The organism is Streptomyces sp. NPDC029138, from assembly GCF_055564375.1.
This window is the reverse complement of the sequence record NZ_JBVHWM010000009.1, coordinates 1-21,633: the sequence shown is the minus strand read 5'-3', so window position 1 is coordinate 21,633 and position 21,633 is coordinate 1. Positions and strand designations below refer to the sequence as shown.

The window sequence follows — 21,633 nt, the reverse complement described above, 5'->3', positions numbered from 1 at the left end:
CCTCAGCTGATCGTCACCCGGAAGATCTTGTCGGACCCGTCCGCCGCGCCTCCGTTGTTGTCGCAGTTGGTGGTGGACAGCCACAGCTGGTCGGCGCCCGGGACCTTGGTGACCGTGCGCAGCCGGCCGTAGGTGCCGACGTAGTACGCGGTCGGGGTGCCCACCTTCTCGGTGTCGCCGTCGATCGGGATGCGCCACAGCCGTTCGCCGCGCAGGGACGCCATGTAGACGACGTTGCGGACGATGGCGATGCCGCTGGGCGAGGCCTCGGAGACGTTCCAGGTGGCCTTGGGACTGGTCATGCCGGCGACGGAGCAGTTGCCCTCGCAGGTCGGCCAGCCGTAGTTGCCTCCCGGCTTGATGAGGTTCAGTTCGTCCTTGGAGCTGTTGCCGAACTCCGCCTCCCACAGCCGCCCGGAGCGGTCGAAGGCGAGGCCCTGCGGATTGCGGTGGCCGAGGCTGTAGACGTGGTTTCCGAACGGGTTGCCGGGGGCCGGCTTGCCGTCCGTGGTCATGCGCAGGATCTTGCCGTTGAGGGAGTTCCTGTCCTGCGCGAGGTCGGGCTGCTGGGCCTCGCCGGTGGAGACGTACAGCAGGCCGTCGGGTCCGAAGAGCAGGCGTCCGCCGTTGTGGTAGCGGTTCTTCCTGATGCCCTGGAGCAGGACCTTGTAGTCGCCGAGCGTGCTGCCGTCGTAGGTCATGCGGACGACCCGGTTGCCCTCGGCGGCGGTGTGCATGAAGTAGACGTGGTGGTTCGTCTCCCACTCGGGGTCGACGGCCACCCCGAGCAGTCCGCCCTCGCCGTTGGTGGTGACGGCGTTCGGGACCGTGCCCACCTGGGTCCGGGTGCCGCTCCTGGTCAGCTTCCACACCCGGAAGTCGTCCCGCTCGGTGACCAGCGCGGACTGGCCGTCGGGCAGCCAGGAGGTGCCCCAGGGGATGGTCCAGCCGCTCGACAGCGTGCTGATGGAGGACGGGACCCCGCCGTCGGTGGCGCAGGCCTTGGTGGTGAACGTGACGGTGTCGCTGGGCGCGGAGACGTTGCCGGCCGCGTCCCGGGCGACGACGTCCAGGCGGTACGGGCTGTCGCAGGCGAGGCCGGTCAGCGTGGTCGACGTACCGGTGGTGACCGTCTTGTAGACGCTGGTGCCACTGCGCACGTCGTAGGCGACCACGGCCCGGTCGTCGGTCGAGGCGCCCCAGCTGAGGTCGGCGGTGTTCGAGGTGACGTTCTGCGCGTGCAGGGTGCCGGGTGCCGTCGGCGGTGTGCTGTCGGAACTGGGCCTGGTGGTGCAGTCGACGACCGGGCTGGCCGGTGAGGTGTTCCCGGCCGCGTCCCGGGCGATCACCGTGAGGTCGTACGTGGTGTTCGGGGTGAGCCCGGTCAGCGTCGTGGCGGTGGCGGTGCCGGGCGCCTCGCCGAGCTTGTTGCCGTGCTCGTAGAGGTCGTACGCCGTGACGCCCGTGTCGTCCGTGGCGGCGCCCCAGGCGAGGGTCAGGTGGTCCTCGCCGATGTCCGGGCAGGAGGGCCGGCCGGGGCGGGTCGGGGCCTGGGTGTCGGTCGGGGGGCCGAGGCTGACGCGGTCGAGGTTGGGGCCGCCGTTGTCCGTGGTGGCCGTGGCGCGGAGGGTGTTCGTGCCCGCCTTGAGGGTGACGTTCACGGCCTTGGTGGCCCAGGTGTTCCAGTCGGCGGTGGCCGGGAGGGAGACGGCGGACGCGGCGACGGCGCCGTTGACGGAGAGGTCCATCGGCCGGTCGGTGGCGGTGCCGTTGGCGTACCGGAGGGTGACGGACGCGGTGCCGGCGGAGGCCGCGTCGACCGTGAACTCCACGAAGGAGCCCTTGACGTTGGTGTAGTCGACGAAGCCGCTGCCCGTGTACCCGGTGTGGTTGGTGGCCACGGTGCCCTGGGAGATACGGGCGTCCTCGGCCTGGTAGTCGGTGGCCGCGCTCGCGGTGCCCTGGCTCAGCGCGACGAGCGGCACGGCCAGGGCCAGCGCGACGGCGCAGGCGAGAGTTCTGTCGCGTTTCATGATTGTCCCCCGGACTGGCTGTTGACCGGGTTCACACGGATCAGCCGTGTTTCGCCCGGCCGCAGCGTCGCGCTGTACGTATCGGCGATCACGCCCTTGTGGGAGCCGGACCAGAGGTCGGTGACGTCACCGGAGCCGGTGAAACCCACCTGCGACCAGTTCACGGAGACCGTCGCGTTGCCGGACGTACCGGTGTTGAACAGCGCGACCACGTACGCGCCGCTGTTCTCGCGTTTGCTCCAGACCTGCTTCACACCACTGTTCACCACCCGCTTCGCGGCCACCCCGTCCTGGTCGACGCCGATCAGCCGGTCGTTGGTCAGCATCGCCTTGTCGACCGGGTCGAGACGGGTGAGGTCCGTGCCGAGCAGCAGCGGTGCCGCCGCCATCGCCCACAGGGTGAAGTGCGAGCGGCGCTGGTCGGCGGTGAGACCCACCTGGTCGCCGTTGCCGATCTCCAGCGAGTCCAGGTCGTTCCAGCCGCCCGGTCCGGCGTACGGCTGCCAGGCCGCGGCCGAGGTGAAGCGCGCCGAGACGTGCGACCAGTCGGTGAGCGGATAGCCGCTGCCATGGTCGCCGGGCCCGCAGTAGCACTCCACGTCGCCCTGGGTGCGCCAGCTGTTGGCGAGCTGCCGCCAGGTGGTGGCGTGGTCGATCGGGAGGTTGTTGGACAGCGCGAAGGTGATCGGCCGGCCGGTGGCGCGCAGCGCCTTGTCCCAGGCCTGGACGTCGGGGATGTCCTGACTGCCCACGCCGTCGATCTTCAGGTAGTCGACTCCCCAGGAGGCGAACTGCCGCGCCCAGGAGTCGACGAACTCCTGGGCGCCCGGCTTGGAGTAGTCGATGTAGTACATGTTCTTGCAGTTGTAGTTCTTCTCGGTCTTCGAGGTGTCCGCGATGTCCTTCGCGTGGTACGGCGTCCCCTCGATCGGCGTGTTCTTCAGGACCGCGTTCTTGGCGATGCCCGGGGTGACGTAGAAGCCGAACTTCAGGCCCTTGGCGTGGACGTGGTCGGCGAGGGCCTTGATGCCGGACGGGAACTTCGCCGTGTCGACGGCCCAGCGGCCGTAGGAGTCGACGGTGAAGCCGTTGTCGTCGCACTTCTGCCAGAAGTCGTCCAGGTTGACCTGGACGAAGCCGTGGTCCTTCAGGCCGCCCGCGACCAGCGCGTCGGCCTGTGCCCTGATCTTCGCCTCGGTCGGCTGCCGTCGCACGAAGCTCCAGCTGCTCCAGCCCATGGCGGGACGCAGGGCCTGCCCGTTGTCGGAGCGGGTGCGCACGGCGGTCGCCGGGGTGGCGTACGACGTGCCGACCCAGGCCTCGTCGATGCGCAGCCGCTGGTAGCGGCTGGTGTCGGTGGCGGCGGCCCAGGTGGAGTCGACCTCCAGGCGGACGTAGCGGGCGGTGGCGGCGGTCAGGTCGATGCCCTGGATGCCGCGCGCGCTGGGGAGCTGGCCCGTCTTCACGGCACTGCCCCAGTGCGTGCCGTCGTCGCTGAGGAACACCTTGTAGGCCTTGATCCGGGCCGACTGCTCGGTGTCGGAGCGGGCGTAGGCGACGGAGTCCTCGCGCTGGTTGAGCCCGAGGTACCGCACGCTCTTCGCCTTGCCGAGGTCGAAGGTGAGGGTGACGGGCAGCGTCTTGCCGTTGTCCCAGTAGGTGAGGTGGTCGCCGTCGCCGGCGGCGGAGCCGGGGTGGCCGCTCGCCGAGGCGCTCGCGGTCACGGTGACGCCGGACAGGATGCCCTGGCGGCCGGCCGTGGTCACCTTGAAGACGGTGTCGTACGGGTCCCAGGCGCCGAGCCCGGTGAGCGTGAGCACACCGCCGGACTGCGACCAGGAGACCGCCTTGCCGGTACGGAGGTCGGTCACGGACGCGACGCGGTAGCCGTTGTCGCGGATGCGCAGGGTGCTGGTGCTGGGCGGGGTCAGGACGTGGACGTACTGCCGGTCCGGGTCGTTCTTGGCGATGGTGGTCACGCCGTGGGCGCCGTCGTTCCAGAAGCCGGGCTTGAGGCCGCCGTACATGTAGCCGCCGCCCTCGGTGCCGTGCAGGGACTCCCAGACGGGGTCGAGGTAGCTGTCCGCGAAGGTGTTGAAGGCCGCCTGACTGGCCGGGAACTTGCCGTTGACTTGGGCGGTCTCGGCCATCAGGGCCTTCACCGAGGAGCCGGCGTTGGTGATCAGCCGGCCGAGGGTGAGCTTGCGGTCGACGGCGGGATCGGATCCGTCGTACCACCAGGCGCCGGTCGACGGCAGTTTGAAGTCGGCCTCGGTCAGGCGCGGCTGGGCGGTGTACACGGCCTGCGGGTAGTCGTACGCGGGCGTCATCCCCGTCTTCTGCTCATTGCTGATCATGTCCATGATCGGCGTGTCCTCGTTGTTGTTGCTGAGCGTGTAGGCGGGGCGCTTCTCGCGGATCTGCTCGTAGAGGTGGTGGCTCTCCCAGTAGGCGTTGTCGTTGTCGATCCAGAAGCCGCCGAGGTCCGGGTAACGGTCCATGACCTCGAAGAAGTTGTCGTAGGAGAACCGGCCGAAGCCGTCGCGGGTGGTCAGGTCGACGTCCTCGTCCTTGTAGGCGGAGTAGGCGGCGGAGTCGAGCCATTCATGTCCGCCCTCGGCGTGCCACTGGGGGTCGTCGGTCATGTAGAGGATGACCTTCATGCCCTTGGCCTTGGCGGCGGTGATCAGCTCGCCGAGGAAGTCCCGCTGGGTGGAGCAGGAGCCGGGGATCTTGGACGGCCAGGGGCGGGCGTAGCCCAGCCGGCTGTGGAACGTCGCCAGGACGAGGTACTGCGTGTGTAGTTTCCTGGCCTCGTTCACCCAGTAGTCCGGCGTCCAGCCGCCGCTGGTGACGTCCTTCTCCCAGGCGGTGCAGCTGGTGTGGGCGGGCGCGGTGCGCAGGCCCCAGTGCAGGAAGAGGCCGCCGACGGAGTCGCGGAGGAAGGCCTCGCGGGGGTTGCCCGCCGCCCGCGGGCGCACCGGCGCGGCGCAGTCCTGGCTGGAGCCGCTCGCCGAGACCCGCAGGGTGCCGCCGGAGGTGGTGTGGCTGTCGGTCAGGCAGTAGCCGGTGACGTCCTGGAAGCCGATGTCGTGCGGGGAGCCGCTGCCCTTCTGGGCGGTGAACCGGGTGAAGCGCAGACCGCTCGCCGCGTTGGCGATGACGGCGGGGCGGCCGTCGTCGGCGGCGAGGCGCACCCTGCTGTCGGTGAACTGGACGTCGTCGGTGTTGTGCAGGTACCAGCCGTACGCCGGCCGGGTCCCGATGCTCTTCGGGTTGTAGTCGGTGGGGTTGTTGTCGGGCACACCGGTGGACATGGTGCCGTTGCCGCCGGGCACGGTGATGTCCACGTCGTTGAACCGCACGTCGCTGATCCGGTGGCCGCTCTCGCCCCACAGGGTCGGGCTGAAGGACGGGCTGTTGCCGGTGGCCGTGATGTGGTCGTAGGTGATGTCGCTGATCGAGCCGACGCCGGGACTGTTCCCGCACCGTTTCCGGGTGCCGATCTTCTGCATGATCGGCGAGTGGACGTCCGTCATGGTGATGTCGCGGTAGTGGACGTCGGAGATCTTCGCGCCGTCCATGGAGACCATGCCGAGCCCGGACTTGTCGGCGCCCTCGATACGGATCTTCTCGAACTGGTAGTCGGAGAAGTCGCCGCAGGTCTCGGAGCCGAACATCAGGGCGTTGCAGCAGCGCGCGGACAGGTAGGAGTCGCTGACCCGGACGTGGCCGTTGGGGAGCTTGGCGCCGAGGGCGTAGTCGCTCTTGAAGACCAGGGCGTCGTCGTTGGCCTCGATGTGCGCGTTGGTGACCGTGACGTCGGTGGTGGAGATGATGTTCCAGCCGTCGCGGTCGCTCGCGGTGTCGATGGTCAGACGGTCGGAGACGACGTTCTTGCAGCCGTTGATCAGGGCGGCGAAGTGGCCGCCGCGGCGCAGGGTGAGGCCGTCGCCGAGCCGCAGTCCGTCGCACCGGGTCAGGGACAGGATCTTGTCGGCCTCACCGGACTTGGGGTTGCCGGTGATCAGGTTGCCGGCGCCGTCGATGACACCGTCGCCGGTGAAGCCGATGTTCGTCAGCCGGTCGCCGTAGATCATCGCGTTGTGGAAGTGGCTGTGGCCGTAGTCCTGGTAGGCGTCGTTGGCGTTGGGTTCGGGGGCGTCGTAGGTGTCCGCCGAAGAGCCCTGGAGGGTGGCGCCCTTGTCGAGCTGGAGCGTCACGTTGCTCTTCATGTGGATGGTGTTCTTGGACTTGTAGGTGCCGGCCGGGAAGCGGACGGTGCCGCCGCCGGCCGCGTTGGCCGCCTTGATGGCCTTGTCGACGGCGGGGGTGTCGTTGGTGGAACCGTCGCCCTTGGCGCCGTAGTCGCGCACGTTGTAGGCGGCGGCGGTCTGCCGCTGCGGGGCCGCGAGGGCCGACGGGTGGGCGAGTCCGAGGACGACGGCGAGGACGCAGAGCACGACGGCCGCCGCCGGCCTTCTGCGCGCGCTCGCGAGGCGCGCCTGACGATTCGGCGAATGCATGACGACCCCTCAGACGAGTTGGTAGCCGCGGAGGTTGGTGAGGAGCAGGTAGGTGTCCTGGAGCGAGCCGGAGGTGTCGCCGAGAGAGCGGTAGATGCCCCACTTGGGGCGGACCCGGTCGGCCAGGAAGGTGTCGCCGGTCTTCGACTTGTCGAGGACCGTGGTGGAGCCGCTCTTGAGGATCCAGCGGACGGAACCGGCCGAGCCGTTGCCGATCTTGATCTGGAAGTCCACGTCGGTCCACTTGTCGTGCAGCGGCTCCAGGTCCGTGCGGCCGACGAGGACGTCGCCGTCGACGATCTTCAGCTCGATGGTCTGCTTGCCGTCCACCCGGCGCAGGGACTGCACGACGATCGGCGAGGAGCCGGCGCCGGGCTGTTTCATCTGCATGATGTGCGTGAAGGTGGTGGTCGCCTTCAGGCTGCTGGGGATGTACATCGAGTAGGTGATCCGCCAGCTCTGGCCCTCGGTCCACTTCAGATAGCTACTGCTGCTCGTGCGCAGCCCGGTGACCTCCTGCCGCTGGCGGTCGTCCGAGGTGTCCCGGTCGACCTTGTGCATGTCGAAGCGCCAGTTGTCGCCCGTGGCGCGGATGTGCGGGTGTCCGGCCGGGTGGGAGTCCGCGCGGTCGTCCTCGATGGTCTCGAAGGCGCCGAGCCCGTCGGAGCGCGCCGACGGCGACCACTTCAGCTGCCAGGACGCGGCGCGGGCGCCGGTCGCGGGGACGATCGCGGCCGCGGCGCCGCCGAGCGCCGCACCGAGCACCGCTCTTCTAGACGTGTTCATGACACTCCGTCGTCTCGCAGTTGTTCGTTCATGATCAGAAAGGCGCCGAGGCCGTGGAAGTCGTTGGTGGCCCGGGTCCGGCCGACGTAGTACGCGTAGTCGCCGACGTTCGTGCCGACGGAGATACCGGCGAGCTCGGTACGGCCGTCCGCGCCCACCGACAGCCGGGCGAGCACGCCCTGGTAGGCGCGCCGGGCGACGGCCGTGTAGCGCGGGTCGAGGTAGCCCTGCCGGACACCACGGGCGAGGGCGTAGGCGAACATGCTGGAGCAGGACGTCTCGGTCCAGTTGCCGGACCGGTCGCCCTGGTCCATCACCTGGAACCAACGGCCGGTCGCCGGGTCCTGGTACGTCTCCAGGCCCGCGGCCAGCTTCCGCAGAATGCCCAGGAGTCGCGGTCGGCGCGGCTGGTCGGCGGGGATCGCGTCCAGGACGTCGACGAGGGCCATCGCGTACCAGCCGACGGCCCGGCACCAGCGCTCGGGGGCGAGTCCCGTGCCCGGATCGGCCCAGCTCGCCGACTTCGACTCGTCGTAGGCGTGCTTCAACAGGCCGTTCGCCGCTTGGAGATGGCCGCCGTACACCGCGAGCTGCCGGGCCGCCTCGTCGTTCGCGTAGCCGCTGTCGCCGAACTCCTTGCCGTACTCGACCAGGAACGGGTTCACCATGTAGACACCGTCCGCCCAGAGTTGATGGGCGCGGCTACTGGTGTCGGCGTGCCAGAAGCCGCCGTCGGCGGTGCGCGGGTAGCTGTTCAGTCGGTCGCGGATCTTTCGCGCGGCCTTTCGGTAGCGGTCCTGGCCCGTCTCGTGGTGCAGGATCACCAGCAGCCGGCCCGCCTGCATGCTGTCGAGGCTGTTGAACGACTGACCGATCGTGCCGTCGGCGCGCACGAACCGGTCGACGTAGGCCTTGATGTACGACAGATAGCTCGGGTCGTGGGTGCGCCGGTACACGAGGTACTGGCCGTAGAGGTACAGGCCCACCGGGTACGACCAGCCGCCGATGGTGTCCGGGGTGTAGCGCGCCATGGTGGAGTCGACCACGGCCGTGGACCGGTCGGGAGCGGCGGCGGGGCGGTGCCCGGCGGCCCGGGCCGTGGCGGCCGGGGCGGGAGCCGCGGTGGCCGGGGGGACGACGGCGGGGAGCGTGGCCAGGGTGGCGGTGGCGAGCGCGCCGGCCGTCAGCGCCGCCCGCAGGCGTCGGCGTCTCATGGGGCTCCTCGCGGTCATGCGGCCGGGGCGGACACGGGCCGGCGGTGGTCGGCGAGCATGGGCGGACGGAGGTCGGCGAGCGCGCACGCGGTCACCTCCAGCGCGGTCTCCACGCCCTGAGGACCAGGGCTTTGCCAGACCTTTTCATCCGATGTCTGCGCGCTGGAGTGGTCGGGTCGGGGCGACACGGAGGGGCTCTTGTTCATGTGGGTGTACCCGCTTTCCTGAGGGTGGGGGATCCCAGAAGGGGGACAGCGGACCTGGTCAGGGCCGGTTCACATGCATGCACACGGTTCAGCGATACGGCCGGTGGCGCGATACAGAGTCGCGGCACTACGGTCGCCGGTCAATGCTCCGGACCGAGAACGTCGGATGCATTTCCGGCCATTCTCCGCCCAGAACGCTGACTCGCCGGTCAGTTGCGGTGGATTCCGCGGTCAGGAATGCGAAGCGGGCCGTGATCGTTGACGATGGGAGTACCACCCTGTCGACAACCGAAGGATCAAGAGGCTCGTGAGCAGCAAGGTCCCCCCGATCATCCTCAACAACGGCGTCGAGATGCCCCAGCTGGGCTTCGGCGTCTGGCAGGTGCCGGACGACGAGGCCGAGCAGGCGGTCGCCACGGCGCTGGAGGCCGGGTACCGCAGCATCGACACCGCTGCGATCTACGGCAACGAAGAGGGCACCGGCAAGGCCATCGCCGCCTCCGGCCTGCCCCGTGAGGACATCTTCGTCACCACCAAGCTCTGGAACAGCGACCACGGTTACGACTCCACGCTGCGCGCCTTCGACACGTCGCTGGAGAAGCTGGGGCTCGACTACGTCGACCTGTACCTGATCCACTGGCCGCTGCCGTCCCGGGGCACGTACATCGACACCTACAAGGCGTTCGAGAAGCTGCACTCCGACGGCCGCGTCCGCGCCATCGGCGTCTCCAACTTCCTTCCCGAGCACCTGCGGCGGCTGATCGAGGAGACCTCGGTCATCCCGGCGGTCAACCAGATCGAGCTGCACCCGCACCTTCAGCAGCGCGAGGCGCGCGAGTTCCACGCGGAGCAGGGCATCGCCACCGAGGCCTGGTCGCCGCTCGGCCAGGGCAAGGGCCTGCTGGAGGTGCCGGCGGTCGTCGCCATCGCGCAGAAGCACAACCGCACCCCGGCCCAGGTCGTGCTGCGCTGGCACGTCCAGCTCGGCAACGTCGTGATCCCGAAGTCCGTGACGCCGTCCCGGATCAAGGAGAACATCGAGGTGTTCGACTTCAGCCTGGACGACGAGGACCTCGCGGCGATCAGCGCGCTCAACGAGGACCGACGCCTGGGTCCGGACCCCGCCACCTTCGACATGGGCTGACAGCCCGACCCGACGGACCCCCCGCACCACCCGACACGGCCGTGCGCCCCGCACCACAGCGGGACGCACGGCCGTGTGCCGCCCGGCACCACGCGACAACGCGCCGCTCAGTCGAAGCGCACGTCCGCGTGCAGCACCTCGAACTCCTCCAGACCCACGACGTCCGCGTGCGCCTTGGCCGACGCCGCGTGACGCAGGCCCGCGACAGCCGCGCGCGAGGCGGCCAGGGAAGCCCGGTCGACGAACAGGGAGCCGGTCATGGCCCGTCCCCGCTCCCGGTCGATCAGCAGGGTCGTCTCGGCGAGTCCGGGCAGCGACTCGGACCTCGGCACCACCGTGACCCGGAAGGTGTCGATCACCAGATCGGCGTCCCGCGGGTCGAACTCCATTCTGGTGACGCGCAGTCCGCCGCCCTGCCGCGGGTGCCTGACCTCATGGAGCACCGCAGCCTCGTAGGCGGCGACCGACACGGTTCCGGCGAACGGCTCCAGGAGTGCCCCGCGCCGCTCGCGCATCACCTCGTCGCTGTTCCGCCGCGCCTCCTCGGTCTCCCACCAGCTCACCGTGAGGAGTTTGCCGAGTTCCCGGTCCGCGAACACACCCGCGCCACGGTACCCGGGGCGTTCCTCCAGCAGGTCCCGCCCCTCACTGTTCACCGACCGGATGGCCGTGTCGAGCAGTGCGGGATCACCGGTCGCGTACACCGCACGGACGAACATGAGCCTCACCTCCGGGGGAAGGGGGACCTTCGACAGCACCGGACAGAACATGACATATCCGTCTGGTCCAGTCTTACCTCCGACGGAACTCACCGCAATACGCACAGGTTTCGGCCGTTCGCAACCGCAGGGTTGACGGGGGCATGCCGACAGGGCCACGGTGTACGGCACCCGGTAAGGAAACTTTCCTAACAGAAGGGTCCCCCACATGCGTTTCCGAACCCTCACCCTCGCCGCGGCCTCCGGCACCGCCCTGCTCGCCGCCGGCCTCCTGCCCGCGCACGCCTCCGCCGCCGCCTCGCCCAGGTCCGCGCAGGAGGGCACGGTCAGCGCCGCCGACCTGCTCGCCAAGGTGACGTCCTGTTCGCAGATCTCCAACGGCAAGTACCGGACGGACGAGGAGACGTCGGCCACGGTCCCGGTGTGCGGCAAGAACGGCGCGGTGTTCTGGAAGGCCGACATGGACATCGACTGCGACGGCCAGCGCACCACCAACTGCAACGAGGACCGCGACCCCTGGTACCAGGACGACACCGCCTTCCACCAGTCCGACGGAAAGCCGCTCAAGGCGGAGACCCTGCCGTACGTCGTCGTGCCCAGCACCAGCGGCATCTGGAACTACTCGGGCGCCGGCATCAAGGGCGGCGGTGTGGTCGCCGTCATCTACAACAACAAGGTCGAGTACGCCGTCGTCGGCGACACCGGTCCCACGCAGATCATCGGCGAGGCGTCGTACGCCACCGCCAAGGCGCTCGGCATCGACCCGGACCCGGCCACCGGCGGCGCCGACTCGGGCGTGACCTACATCCTGTTCAAGAACTCCAAGGTCTCCCCCATCGAGAGCCACAGCGCGGCGGTCTCCCTCGGGGACCAGCTGGCCAAGCAGTTCATCGCCAGCAACTGAGGTCGGCCGCAGTTCAGTTGGGCTGGCCCAGCGGGCGGATGACGACGGTGTTGACATCGACCCCGGCCGGCTGCCGGATCGCCCAGACGACCGAGTCGGCGATCTGGCCGGCGGTGAGGAGGTGCCCCGGGGGAAGGCTGCCGTAGCCGTCCCAGAAGGGGGTCTCCACCCGGCCGGGGGCGACCAGCGTGACGCCGATGCCGAACTCCGTGACCTGGCGCCGGGTGTTCTCGGCGAGACCGGTCACCGCCCACTTGGTGGCGCCGTAGAGGTTGCCCGGGGTGTTCACGAACCCGGCCACGCTGCCGACGAGGACGATCCGGCCGCGGGTCTCCTTCAGCGCGTCGACGGAGGCGCGGACGAGGAGTGCGGGACCGAGGACGTTGGTGAGGACCATCTCGGTCCAGCCGGACGGGTCGCCGTCCGCCACGCTGTCATGGGTGGCGAAGCCGGCGTTGGCGACGACGGTGTCCAGTCGGCCGTACGCCTTGAGCGTGCGGTCGACCGCGTTCTGTACGTCGTCGAACGCCGACGCGTCACCGGCGACCGTCAGCAGTCCCTCGGGATGTCCCAGGCTCTCGGCGAAATCCCGCAGCCGCCGCTCTCCGCGCCCGGTGACGGTGACCCGGTGTCCGGCATCCAGCAGCTGCCGCGCCACAGCGGCGCCGATACCGCTTCCGCCGCCCGTGATGAGCGCGACCGGTGCGTCGTTCATGAGGTCCCCCTGTGTGGTGTGTCTCGCGGTGTCGAAGACGCCCGGACTCCATCACTTGGAGACCACTCGAAGTCAAGCCCCGTCGACCGGGGCGGCTCAGCCTCGACGGACCGCCGTGTGCACGGTGTACGCACCCAGCACGAACACGTCCGGCCGTCCGTGCACGCTCGCCGGGTCGGACGGGTCGAGCAGCCGGTCGAGGGTGGCGCGGTCGTCGGCGTCCAGCGCGTCGCCGATGCCCTCGCGCAGCCGGGACAGGTGCGCCACGACGTAGGCGCGGGCCCGGTCGGTGACGGGAGCGGGCAGGTCGAGCAGGAAGGTGCGGGTACGGGCGTACTCGAGGCCGGCGGCGGAGAGCAGGGCGGGCCAGTCCTCGGTCTCGGCGACGGAACCCGGCAGGTCGGCGCGCATCCGGGTGAACCACTCCTCCTCCAGGGCGTCCAGCCGTGCCTGGAGTCCCGGACGGCCGATGCCGATGTCCCGGGGCAGGAAGCGGGAGGGCAGACCGCCTTCCTGGAGGGCCAGGGTGCCACCGAGGGCGAGCCGCTCGGCGAACGCGGCGAGCGCCGCCCGCTGGTCGCCGAGGTGGTGCAGGCTGCGGCTGGCCCACAGCAGGTCGGCCGGGTACTCCAACTCGTCGAGTACCTCGGGCAGTTCACCGGTGACGGTGTCGAAGCGGTCGGCGACGCGCTGGCGGGCGGCCCGGGAGCGGGCGCGCTCCAGCAGGGGCGCGGTGGCGTCGACGGCGACGACCCGGGCCCCGGGGAACGCCTCCGCGAACAGGCAGGAGACCACGCCGGGCCCGCTGCCCGCGTCCACGATCAGCCCCGGCTCGGTCACCTCCCGCGCGAGCCACGCCATGGCCCGCTCGTACACCGGCGTGAACAGCTCCGCCTGCGACTCCAGCAGGGGGCCCATCTCGTTCCAGTCGATGTCCGTGCCGTGCCCGTGCCCATGTCCGTGCCCGTGGCCCTGCCGGTGCTCGGTGTCATGGTGGTGGTGCGCCATGGTGGTCAGCCTCTCTTCCGGATATGCGGCCAGGGTGCTACGGCACGCCGGACGGAGGCCAGCGGTGTTGCGGATGCGGCAAAAACGGGATGCGTTCCGGCAAGGTCACCGGCGACGATGGGCCCATGGATGGCAATCTGGTGGAGCGCTTCGTGGAAGACGGGTTCGTGAAGATCGAGGGAGCCGTCCCGCCACGGGTCGCCGAGGACTGCGCGCGGCTGCTGTGGCGGGAGACGGGGTACGACCCGGAGGACCGGGCCACCTGGAAGGACCCGGTGGTGTGGGTGGGCGGCATGGCCCAGGGACCGTTCGCGGCGGCGGCCAACTCCCCGGTGCTGCACGATGCGTTCGACGCGCTGGTGGGCCCGGGACGCTGGGAGCCGCGCTACTCGCTGGGCACCTTCCCGCTGCGCTTCCCGCACGCCGAGGAGCCGGACGACGCGGGATGGCACATCGAAGGCAGCTACCTCCCCGAAGGGCAGGCGCACTACCACACCAACCTGCGCTCCCGGGACCGCGCGCTGCTGATGCTCTTCCTGTTCAGCGAGGTCACAGAGGCCGACGCCCCGACCCGGATCCGGGTCGGCTCGCATCTGGACGTGCCCGCGGTGCTCCGGCCGTACGGCGAGGCGGGGGCGTCCTTCCTGGAGCTGGGCCCCCAGGTGGCAAAGGCCTCGGCCCACCGCTCCCTCGCCCACGCCACGGGCCGCCCCGGTGACGTGTACCTCTGTCACCCGTTCCTGGTGCACGCTGCCCAGCCGCACCACGGCACCCGGCCCCGCTTCCTGGCGCAGCCCCCGCTGCACCCGGCGGTGCCGTACGAGCTGGACCGGCCGGACGGGGCGTACTCACCGGTCGAGCGCGCGATCCGCCGGGGCCTGACCGGACCGGTCTGAACCGGACCGGTCTGAACCGGCCCGGTCCGAACCGGTGGGATCCGAACCGGTCGCGGTCCGGCCCCGGCGGATGCTCACCCCGCTACGGCAGCGGCGGGTAGGCGTTCTGCATCAGCTGCTGGAACTGGGCGGAGAACCAGTGCCCGGCCAGCGGCGAGTTCGGCAACGCTCCCGTGGGGTTGTTGCCGTTGCGGGCGTTGCCGCCGTAGGTCGGGTCGCACATCCGGTCGAAGCCCTTGCCCTCGTCGTTGTCGATGGCGGAGCTGGCTCCGTCCGACTCCCCCGGGGGCTTGACCCACACGTAGGCGTCGATCCCGGCCGCCGGGGCGACGGTGGGCCGTTCACCGAGGCCGGCACCGCTCTGGTTGCACCAGTTGCCGGCGTGGATGCGCCGGTCGATGCGGCTGCCGTTGACGTAGTCGTCGACGGAGGTCAGCGGGCCGGACTTGGTCGGCCGGGCGGAGCCGCCCCAGCCGTTGCGGGAGGTGTCGATCAGCATGCCGAGGTTGCTGTTGAACCCGGCCGCGACGAGCTTGTCGCGCAGCGCCTGGGCGAAGGACTGCTCGTCCACGTACTGGTTCCAGTCGACCCACTTCGACTGACGCACGGTCTGCCCGTTGACGCTGTCGGTGACCTTGAAGTACGGCTCCTTGGTGGCGCCGTAGTTGGCGGTGTTGACGATGAAGCCCGTCACGTCGTTCACGCTCGCGCCGTTGGTGGTGGCGACCTTGTGGAACTCCTGGACGGTGGGGTCGAGGTTCGAGTCCCAGCCGAGCCAGGCGTGGTGGCCGGCGTCGATGTAGTTGTAGACGTTCGGGATGGCGCCCAGCTTGTCGAGGGCGTAGCTGACGCCCTTCTCGTAGTTGCCGTTGGCCTTCATGGTCGCGCAGGCGTCGGTGCTGCCGGCGGTGCCGCCCGCGTTGGTGACCAGGTTGGGCAGGGAGTCGGGTTCGATGACGGTGGCGATGCGCAGGCCCGCGTACTTGGCGTCGGCCAGGATCGACGCGATCGGATCGATGTACTGGGTCTTGTACTTGTCGATGTCGTTCGGCCCGAGTTCGCCGTTGGAGGCGAGGGCGGAGCAGTCGCGGCCGGGCAGGTCGTAGATGACCAACTGGACGACGAGTTCGCCCGAGCCCTTCTGCTTCAGTGCCTCGTCCAGGTGAGCGCGCAGGCCCATCCCGCCGTTCACGCCGTTGATGGCGGCGATCCGGTCGAGCCACACCGCGGTGGGCTGGTTGGCGATGCGGCTGCCGCCCGGTTCGGCGGCGGCGTGCGCCGACCACTCCGGGTTCACGTAACCCTTGGCCCCGGCGTAGGGGTTGTCGACGCGGCTGCCGGTGCCGCCACCGCCGTCTCCGCCGCCCGTGCCGCCGCCGGTGTCTCCACCCGTGCCGCCGCCGCTGCCGCCGCTGCCGTCGTCCACGTTGCAGGTGACGCCGTCGAGCGTGAAGGTGGCGGGGACGGAGTTGGTGCCGCTGAAGGTGCCGTTGAAGCCGAAGCTGACCGTGCCGCCCGTCGAAAGGGCGCCGTTGTAGCTCTCGTTGGCCGCGGTCACCGCGGTGCCGCTCTGGCTGATCTTCGCGCTCCAGCCGCTCGTGACCTTCTGGGTGCCGCCGTACGACCACTTCAGCGACCAACTCGACTTCGCTGCGCCGTTGTTGGTGATGGTCACGGCGGCGGTGAAGCCGGTGTCCCACTGGCTCTGGATCTTGTAGTCGACGGCGCAGGGCACGGCCGCGACGGCGGCGCCCGAGCCGCTCGGCAGGGCCGCGAACGCCGTTCCGGAGGCTCCGGCGAGAAGCCCCAGGGCCACCAGCAGTGTTGTCTTGGTACGACTCATGAGTGCGGGTTCCTTCGGTGTTCCGTGGGATCTACGGGTTGAGGGCGCGCAGATGGTCACGCAGCCCGATGCCGTACGCGGTGGGAGTGCCGTCGTAGGCGGAGATGAGGGACGGCCCGGAGGAGCAGTCCCAGGTGTTCCAGGTCCAGCCGAGGTAGGACAGGTTGTGGTCGTCGAACCACTTCATGACCTGGTCGGTGAAGCCGTGCGAGCAGCTGTTCTCGCCGATCTCACCGGCCACCAGGGGAACTTGGGCGGCGACCGGGGCGAGGGTGGAGTTCCAGCAGCTCTCGCTCGCGCAGGAGTTGAAGTTGTAGACGTGGTACGCGGCGGCGAGATTGCCGGCCGGGTCGGTGGGCTTGTACGCGGTCCACTGACTGAGGTCGTTCGAGTACGCCAGGCCGCCGGCCATGATGACGTTCTTGGCGCCGGTGGCCCGGACGCTGTCCACGAGGTCCTGCATGCCGGCGACCTCGTAGGAGATCCCGGGGCAGGTGCCCCCGTCCCGCCAGCACGTCCAGGCGTCCGTGGCACTGGAGGCCGCCCGGTCCGGATACGGCTCGTTGAACAGGTCGAACACGGCCGCCTTGTCGTCCTTGAAGGTGCTCGCGACCGACGACCAGAACGACGGGGAGTACCGCATGTCGGGCATCGGCTTCTGGCAGGTGGCGTGCACGTCGGAGCAGCCGGCCGAGTTCCCCGTGTACTGGCCGTAGGACCAGTGCAGTTCGAGGACCGGGGTCATGCCGTGCGCCTCGACGCGGGCCACCAGCTCCTTGACGGCGGCGATGTAGTTGGCACCGCCGTACTCGGGCTTGATGTTCGAGAGGCCCAGCCAGCACTCCTCGTTGAGCGGGATGCGGACAGCGTTGGCCTTCCAGTCGGCGATCGCCTTGACGGCCGCGTCGTCGACGGGGCCGTCCCAGATGCCGTAGCCCTGCACACACATGAACTCGCCGCCGGACCGGTTGACGCCGAGCAGGCGGCGGGTGGTGCCGTCGGCGTCGACGAGCTTGTTGCCCAGGACCCGCAGCGCGGGCGGGGTACCGCCGGACGGCGGCGGGGTCGTGGGCGGCGGGGTGGTCGGCTCCGAGTCGACGTTGCAGGTCGTGCCGTTGACCTTGAACACGACCGGGGCGGTGTTGCGCCCCGACCAGGAGGCGAGGAAGCCGGCGCTGACGCTCGCACCGGTGCCGAGCGCGCCGTTCCAGCCCTCGTTGGCCGCGGTCACGGTGGTGCCGGACTGGGACCACTCGGCGTTCCAGCCCTGGCTGACCTTCTGCCCGTCGGCGAAGTCGAAGGTGAGCTTCCAACCGCTCAGCGCGGACTGGTTGTTGGTGACCTTCACCGAGCCCTGGAAGCCGCTGTCCCACTGCCCGGTGACGGCGTACTCCACCGTGCAGGCGGGCGTGGCTCCCTGGGCCGAGACCGCCGGCACGACCACGCTCCCGAGGAGCGCGACCGCGCCGGCGGCGGCTAAAAGTGCTGAACGCGGGGGGTGTCGCATGAGCGACTCCTTGCAGCTTGGCGCGCCGTGACGGACGCGTCGACTGAACGGAACCGCTCCCACTGGTGCGAGTGAAGGTAGCGCCAAGTGGGCGGTCTGCCCAGAGGAGTTGCCTGACTTTTCCTCCACCGGATCCGTCGAATCTTTTCGACTCTTCAAGCACCTTGACCGCTCCAGGGCTCGTCTCCACTATGGGAGCGCTCCCACTGGTTCAAGCCTTGACTTCTCCCGAGCCGCACGCCCGCAAGGAGGAACCAGCACATGGATCCTGGACGTAAGAGCAGAGCTGTGCGTCGGCTGTGGACGGCGGTGGCCGCCGCGTTCGCCCTGCCCCTGACGATGCTCGCCACCGGCGTGCCGGCCGCGCACGCGGCGACCGTGCAGTGCAGCGTCGACTACAAGACCAACGACTGGGGCTCGGGCTTCACCGCCGACCTCACCCTCACCAACCGCGGTACGGACGCCATCGACGGCTGGACGCTGACGTACGCCTACACGGGCAACCAGAAGCTGACCAGCGGCTGGAACGGCACCTGGTCCCAGTCCGGCCAGACGGTCACCGTGAAGAACGCCTCGTACAACGGCACCATCGCGGCGGGCGCCGCCGTCTCCACCGGCGGGCAGTTCACCTACAGCGGCGCCAACGCCGCCCCCACCTCGTTCGCCGTCAACGGCACCACCTGCGCCGGCGCCCACCAGCCGCCGGTGACCGTGCTGACCAGCCCGAGCGCGGGCGCGGTCTACTCGCAGGGCGAGGCGGTGCCCCTCGCGGCGACCGCGGCGGCGGCCGACAACGCGACCATCGGCAAGGTGGAGTTCTACGACGACACCACGCTGCTGGGCACGGACACGAGCGCGCCGTACTCGCTCTCGGCCACCAGTTTGACCGTGGGCAGTCATTCCCTGGTGGCGAAGGCGTACGACAGCCTCGGCGCGTCCGCCGCCTCCACCCCGGTCGGCATCACGGTCGCCGCCGGGCCCGCCGTGGTGGCCTCGCCGTCCCAACTGGGCCTGCAGCAAGGAAAGTCGGGCACGTTCTCGGTGAAGCTGTCGACGCAGCCGAGCGCGAACGTGACGGTGAGCACGAGCCGCACGAGCGGCAACACCGGCCTGTCCGTGACGGGTGGCTCCTCGCTGACCTTCACCCCGTCGAACTGGAACACCGCGCAGACCGTGACCGTCACGGCGGACTCCTCCGGCACCGGCAGCGCGACCTTCACCGCGTCGGCCACCGGCCACACCAAGGCGACGGTCACGGTCACGGAGCTGCCCGCGTCGAAGGCGTACGACGCCCGCTTCCTGGACCTGTACGGGAAGATCACCAACCCGTCGAACGGCTACTTCTCCCCCGAGGGCATCCCGTACCACTCGGTGGAGACGCTGATCGTCGAGGCCCCGGACCAGGGCCACGAGACCACGTCGGAGGCGTACAGCTATCTGCTCTGGCTCCAGGCGATGTACGGCAAGGTGACCGGCGACTGGTCGAAGTTCAACGGCGCGTGGGACATCATGGAGAAGTACATGATCCCCACCCACGCCGACCAGCCGACGAACTCCTTCTACAACGCCTCCAAGCCGGCCACGTACGCGCCCGAGCTGGACACCCCGAACGAGTACCCGGCGAAACTGGACTCGTCGGTGTCGGTGGGCCCGGACCCGATCGCCGGTGAGCTGAAGTCGGCCTACGGCACGGACGACGTCTACGGCATGCACTGGATCCAGGACGTGGACAACGTCTACGGCTACGGCAACGAGCCCGGCAAGTGCGAGGCCGGTCCGACGGCCACCGGGCCGTCGTACATCAACACCTTCCAGCGCGGCTCGCAGGAGTCCGTGTGGGAGACGGTCCCGCAGCCGACCTGCGACGCCTTCAAGTACGGCGGCAGGAACGGCTATCTGGACCTGTTCACCGGCGACTCCTCCTACGCCAAGCAGTGGAAGTTCACCAACGCCCCGGACGCGGACTCCCGCGCCGTGCAGGCCGCGTACTGGGCGGATGTGTGGGCGAAGGCGCAGGGCAAGGGAAGCGACGTGTCCGCGACGGTCGCCAAGGCCGCCAAGATGGGCGACTACCTGCGGTACGCGATGTACGACAAGTACTTCAAGAAGATCGGCAACTGCACGAGCCCGTCCTGCCCGGCCGGCACCGGCAAGGACGCCTCGCACTACCTGCTCTCCTGGTACTACGCCTGGGGCGGTGCCACCGACACCTCCGCCGGCTGGGCCTGGCGGATCGGCTCCAGCCATGTCCACGGCGGCTACCAGAACCCCCTCGCCGCCTACGCGCTCAGCTCTGTCGCCGATCTGAAGCCCAAGTCGGCGACGGGCGCGACGGACTGGGGCAAGTCCCTCCAGCGGCAGCTGGAGTTCTACCAGTGGCTCCAGTCGTCCGAGGGCGCCATCGCGGGCGGCGCGACCAACAGCTGGCAGGGCCGGTACGCCACCCCGCCGGCCGGCGCGTCCACCTTCTACGGCATGTACTACGACTGGCAGCCCGTCTACCACGACCCGCCGTCCAACCAGTGGTTCGGGTTCCAGGCGTGGTCGATGGAGCGGGTCGCCGAGTACTACCAGCAGACCGGGAACGCCACGGCGAAGGCGATCCTCGACAAGTGGGTGAAGTGGGCGCTGTCCAAGACCACGGTCAACCCGGACGGCACCTACCGCATCCCCTCCACCCTCCAGTGGTCGGGCCAGCCCGACACCTGGAACGCGTCGAGTCCCGGCGGCAACAGCGGACTGCACGTCACCGTCGCCGACTACACGGACGACGTCGGCGTGGCCGCCGCCTACGCCAAGACGCTGACGTACTACGCCGCCAAGTCCGGTGACGCCACCGCCAAGTCCACGGCGAAGGCCCTGCTGGACGGCATGTGGAACAACTACCAGGACAGCCTCGGCATCGCCGTCCCCGAGACCCGCACCGACTACAGCCGGTTCAACGACAGCGTGTACGTGCCGAGCGGCTGGACCGGCACCATGCCGAACGGCGACGCGATCAACTCCTCGTCCACCTTCGCCTCGCTCCGGTCCTTCTACAAGAGCGACCCGAACTGGTCGAAGATCGAGGCCTACCTCAAGGGCGGCGCCGCGCCCGTCTTCACGTACCACCGCTTCTGGGCCCAGGCGGACATCGCCCTCGCCATGGGCTCGTACGCGGAGCTCCTGGAATAGACCGGAACCTCTTCCCCGGCGGCCCCCACCCGCACTGGGGGCCGCCCCCTGTCATGAGAGGACCCCATGCGAAGAACCCGCATCCTCACCGCCGTGCTGGCCCTGGCCGCCGGCCTGCTGTCCGGCACCCCGCCCGCACTGGCCGCCTCCGCCCCGGAGGTGACCGTCGCCACGGACAGTTACGCCTGGAAGAACGCCCGGATCGACGGCGGCGGCTTCGTCCCCGGGATCGTCTTCAACCGCTCCGAGAAGAACCTGGTCTACGCACGCACCGACATCGGCGGCGCCTACCGCTGGCAGGAGCCGACGAAGACCTGGACCCCCTTGCTGGACTCGGTCGGCTGGAACGAATGGGGCCACACCGGCGTGGTGAGCCTGGCCTCCGACCCGGTCGACCCGGACAAGGTGTACGCGGCCGTCGGGACGTACACCAACGGCTGGGACCCGACGAACGGCGCGGTGCTGCGCTCCGCCGACCGGGGCGCGAGCTGGCGGAAGGCCGACCTGCCGTTCAAGCTGGGCGGCAACATGCCCGGCCGGGGCATGGGCGAGCGGCTGGCGATCGACCCGCACAGGAACAGCGTGCTGTACCTGGGCGCGCCCAGCGGCAAGGGCCTGTGGCGGTCGACGGACTCGGGGGCGACCTGGTCGCAGGTGACGAACTTCCCGAACCCCGGCACGTACCAGCAGGACCCGAGCGACACGAGCGGGTACGCGAGCGACAACCAGGGCATCGTCTGGGTCACCTTCGACGAGTCGACGGGGACGTCCGGGAGCGCGACGAAGACGATCTACGTCGGGGTCGCCGACAAGGACAACGCGGTCTACCGCTCGACGGACGCGGGCGCCACCTGGGAGCGGGGGGGGGGGGGGGGGGGGGGGGGGGGGGGGGGGGGGGGGGGAGGGGAGGGGGGGGGGGGGGGGGGGGGCCTCCCTCCCACCACACAAACCATGCCGT

Annotated in this window: 15 protein-coding genes; 5 read left to right on the top strand and 10 right to left on the bottom strand. The window is 69.8% G+C overall.

Going from position 1 to position 21,633, the window contains the following annotated elements; translation table 11 throughout:
- Positions 1-2: 2 nt before the first annotated feature.
- The 5 genes from ACZ4WH_RS11230 to ACZ4WH_RS11210 are packed head-to-tail and all read right to left on the bottom strand — an operon-like array spanning position 3 to position 8,765.
- Positions 3-2,033 (bottom strand): PQQ-dependent sugar dehydrogenase, encoded by a 2,031-nt coding sequence (locus tag ACZ4WH_RS11230; protein WP_468179008.1) that lies wholly within the window; start codon positions 2,031-2,033, stop codon positions 3-5.
- Positions 2,030-6,559 (bottom strand): glycosyl hydrolase family 28 protein, encoded by a 4,530-nt coding sequence (locus tag ACZ4WH_RS11225; protein ID WP_468179006.1) that lies wholly within the window; start codon positions 6,557-6,559, stop codon positions 2,030-2,032. Before ACZ4WH_RS11225 ends, ACZ4WH_RS11230 begins: the two co-directional genes overlap by 4 nt.
- Before the next feature lie 9 nt (positions 6,560-6,568).
- Positions 6,569-7,345: a heparin lyase I family protein gene (locus ACZ4WH_RS11220; RefSeq protein WP_468179004.1), complete on the bottom strand. Its 777-nt coding sequence runs from the start codon at positions 7,343-7,345 to the stop codon at positions 6,569-6,571.
- Complete coding sequence (locus tag ACZ4WH_RS11215) at positions 7,342-8,559, bottom strand: glycoside hydrolase family 88/105 protein (protein ID WP_468179002.1); 1,218 nt, start codon at positions 8,557-8,559, stop codon at positions 7,342-7,344. The genes ACZ4WH_RS11220 and ACZ4WH_RS11215 overlap by 4 nt, the downstream gene beginning before the upstream one ends.
- A gap of 14 nt (positions 8,560-8,573) precedes the next feature.
- Complete coding sequence (locus ACZ4WH_RS11210) at positions 8,574-8,765, bottom strand: hypothetical protein (RefSeq protein ID WP_468179000.1); 192 nt, start codon at positions 8,763-8,765, stop codon at positions 8,574-8,576.
- 307 nt (positions 8,766-9,072) lie between these two features.
- Here ACZ4WH_RS11210 and ACZ4WH_RS11205 point away from each other — a divergent pair, with 307 nt between their 5' ends.
- Positions 9,073-9,909, top strand: a complete 837-nt coding sequence (locus ACZ4WH_RS11205; RefSeq protein WP_468178998.1) for an aldo/keto reductase — start codon at positions 9,073-9,075, stop codon at positions 9,907-9,909.
- 107 nt (positions 9,910-10,016) lie between these two features.
- On the opposite strand, the gene ACZ4WH_RS11200 is transcribed toward ACZ4WH_RS11205, so the two are convergent.
- The gene (locus tag ACZ4WH_RS11200) at positions 10,017-10,628 is read right to left on the bottom strand and encodes a hypothetical protein (protein WP_468178997.1); all 612 of its coding nucleotides are present in this window, start codon (positions 10,626-10,628) and stop codon (positions 10,017-10,019) included.
- A 208-nt stretch (positions 10,629-10,836) separates the two neighbouring features.
- Between ACZ4WH_RS11200 and ACZ4WH_RS11195 the strand changes: the two genes are divergently transcribed.
- Positions 10,837-11,532, top strand: a complete 696-nt coding sequence (locus ACZ4WH_RS11195; RefSeq protein ID WP_468178994.1) for a glycoside hydrolase family 75 protein — start codon at positions 10,837-10,839, stop codon at positions 11,530-11,532.
- A 13-nt stretch (positions 11,533-11,545) separates the two neighbouring features.
- Here ACZ4WH_RS11195 and ACZ4WH_RS11190 read toward each other — a convergent pair whose 3' ends face one another.
- Together ACZ4WH_RS11190 and ACZ4WH_RS11185 are read right to left on the bottom strand one after the other, a co-directional pair.
- The gene (locus tag ACZ4WH_RS11190; RefSeq protein ID WP_468178992.1) at positions 11,546-12,247 is read right to left on the bottom strand and encodes an SDR family oxidoreductase; all 702 of its coding nucleotides are present in this window, start codon (positions 12,245-12,247) and stop codon (positions 11,546-11,548) included.
- Positions 12,248-12,343: 96 nt separating this feature from the next.
- On the bottom strand, positions 12,344-13,255 hold the full coding sequence (locus tag ACZ4WH_RS11185) for a class I SAM-dependent methyltransferase (RefSeq protein WP_468178990.1): 912 nt from the start codon (positions 13,253-13,255) through the stop codon (positions 12,344-12,346).
- 125 nt (positions 13,256-13,380) lie between these two features.
- Between ACZ4WH_RS11185 and ACZ4WH_RS11180 the strand changes: the two genes are divergently transcribed.
- On the top strand, positions 13,381-14,151 hold the full coding sequence (locus ACZ4WH_RS11180; protein WP_468178988.1) for a phytanoyl-CoA dioxygenase family protein: 771 nt from the start codon (positions 13,381-13,383) through the stop codon (positions 14,149-14,151).
- 82 nt (positions 14,152-14,233) lie between these two features.
- On the opposite strand, the gene ACZ4WH_RS11175 is transcribed toward ACZ4WH_RS11180, so the two are convergent.
- Together ACZ4WH_RS11175 and ACZ4WH_RS11170 are read right to left on the bottom strand one after the other, a co-directional pair.
- Positions 14,234-15,994 (bottom strand): glycoside hydrolase family 6 protein, encoded by a 1,761-nt coding sequence (locus ACZ4WH_RS11175; RefSeq protein WP_468178987.1) that lies wholly within the window; start codon positions 15,992-15,994, stop codon positions 14,234-14,236.
- Positions 15,995-16,025: 31 nt separating this feature from the next.
- Positions 16,026-17,501 carry a cellulase family glycosylhydrolase gene (locus ACZ4WH_RS11170; RefSeq protein ID WP_468178986.1) on the bottom strand — a complete coding sequence of 492 codons (1,476 nt, stop codon included), beginning with the start codon at positions 17,499-17,501 and terminating at the stop codon, positions 16,026-16,028.
- A 261-nt stretch (positions 17,502-17,762) separates the two neighbouring features.
- Here ACZ4WH_RS11170 and ACZ4WH_RS11165 point away from each other — a divergent pair, with 261 nt between their 5' ends.
- Together ACZ4WH_RS11165 and ACZ4WH_RS11160 are read left to right on the top strand one after the other, a co-directional pair.
- Positions 17,763-20,675 (top strand): glycoside hydrolase family 48 protein, encoded by a 2,913-nt coding sequence (locus ACZ4WH_RS11165; protein WP_468178985.1) that lies wholly within the window; start codon positions 17,763-17,765, stop codon positions 20,673-20,675.
- Between the two features lie 66 nt (positions 20,676-20,741).
- Positions 20,742-21,633 (top strand): WD40/YVTN/BNR-like repeat-containing protein (locus ACZ4WH_RS11160; protein WP_468178984.1); only part of this gene is annotated, 892 nt, incomplete at its 3' end.